Consider the following 1,333-nt stretch of genomic DNA (forward strand, 5'->3'; position numbering starts at 1 on the left):
CTGATGCTTGGCGCTGATGGCGTCGTGATGGGATCACGTTTCTGGGCCTCGTTGGAGGCTCTCGTTCATCCAAATCTGCACCAGGCTGCCCTTGCCGCGACCGGAGACGACACGGTTCGAACCTCGGTGATGGACCTAGCGCGCCGCCTGGATTGGCCATCGCGGTTTTCACTGCGCGTTCGGAAGAATGCTTTTACGGAAGCCTGGCACGGCAATGAGGCCCATCTCCTTGCCGACATTGACGCGCAGTCCGCTGCCTACCGGGAAGCGTGGGCAAGCGGCGATCCCACAATAGCCGCGATCATGATTGGTGAGGCCGCCGGCCTCATCCACGACATCGAGCCGGCGAGTGACATACTCCTTCGCACCGTTTCTGAAGCGATCACCCTGCTTCAGGGCGCAAGTTCGCTTCTGTTTGTCGAGGACAACTGTCACAGCCAGTAACTGACCGTAGCGGCTAGGCAGACGGCAGCGAGGAAGTTCGTGGCCGATCGATCGTATCTGGTGGCGATGCGGCGCAAATCCTTGAGCCGTCCGAACATGCGCTCGATGGCGTTGCGATCACGGTAGAGGAACGGGGAGAAGCAGTTCTTCCAGCGCCGGTTGGCTTCGGCGGAATGTTCGGCATCGCCGCTTTAGCCTAGACCTGTGGCGAATGGCATTGGTATCATAGTCCTTGTCGGCGTGCAGGATCGGGCTCTTGGGCATCTGCTCCAGAAGCAAATCTCCGGCGCTGCAATCGGCGACCTGGCCACCGGTCAAGAGGAAAGCGATCGGGCGGCACAGGCCATCGGTCAGGGCGTGGATCTTCGTGGTTCGCCCACCGCGCGACCGGCCGATCGCCTGATTTTGCTCCCCCCTGTGCCGCCAGAAGCGCAGCGATGCGCCTTCACGGCCGAAGAGGTCGATCAGGACCTCAGCCGGAGGACCGCCAGCCGAGGCCAGGGCGTGGAAGATGTCGACCCAAACGCCTTTGGCAGCCCATCGGACAAAGCGATTGTAGAGCGTCTTTCTCGGCCCGTAGACTTGCGGGGCATCGACCCAGCGGCCGCCGGACTTGAGGACATGGACGATGCCGCCAATCGCTCGGCGGTCATACTCTTGGCTTGCCGCGCGTGTCGGTTGGCAGCAGCGCCTGCGGCCGCGAAACCTGCTCCCTCCGTCAGCCAGAAATAATCGCGATACTCATAAAACCACCGTCAGTGGAATCCCTTTATGGGTCCGGATCCTAGCCTGAAAAATTCATGGGGGTTGGTGGATGTGGCGCAAGCCGTTGAAAAACGTAGGATTTGGTTGCTTAAGCCGATCCGAACCATTTCCCGGAGACCACACC

At 60.9% G+C, this 1,333-nt stretch carries 2 protein-coding genes and 1 pseudogene; 1 reads left to right on the forward strand and 2 read right to left on the reverse strand.

Going from position 1 to position 1,333, the window contains the following annotated elements:
• On the forward strand, positions 1 to 444 hold a 444-nt coding region (locus tag NKI72_RS35005), incomplete at its 5' end, for an NAD(P)H-dependent flavin oxidoreductase (protein ID WP_502909015.1).
• On the opposite strand, the pseudogene NKI72_RS35010 reads toward NKI72_RS35005, so the two are convergent.
• Positions 432 to 554: pseudogene (locus tag NKI72_RS35010) on the reverse strand (transposase); the annotation flags it as partial. The gene NKI72_RS35005 and the pseudogene NKI72_RS35010 sit on opposite strands and share 13 nt — an antisense overlap.
• A 7-nt stretch (positions 555 to 561) precedes the next feature.
• Positions 562 to 1,170: an IS5 family transposase gene (locus NKI72_RS35015; RefSeq protein WP_352852254.1), complete on the reverse strand. Its 609-nt coding sequence runs from the start codon at positions 1,168 to 1,170 to the stop codon at positions 562 to 564.
• Positions 1,171 to 1,333 lie beyond the last annotated feature (163 nt).

It is taken from the genome of Mesorhizobium sp. M0437 (genome assembly GCF_040321335.1).
Classification (GTDB): domain Bacteria; phylum Pseudomonadota; class Alphaproteobacteria; order Rhizobiales; family Rhizobiaceae; genus Mesorhizobium.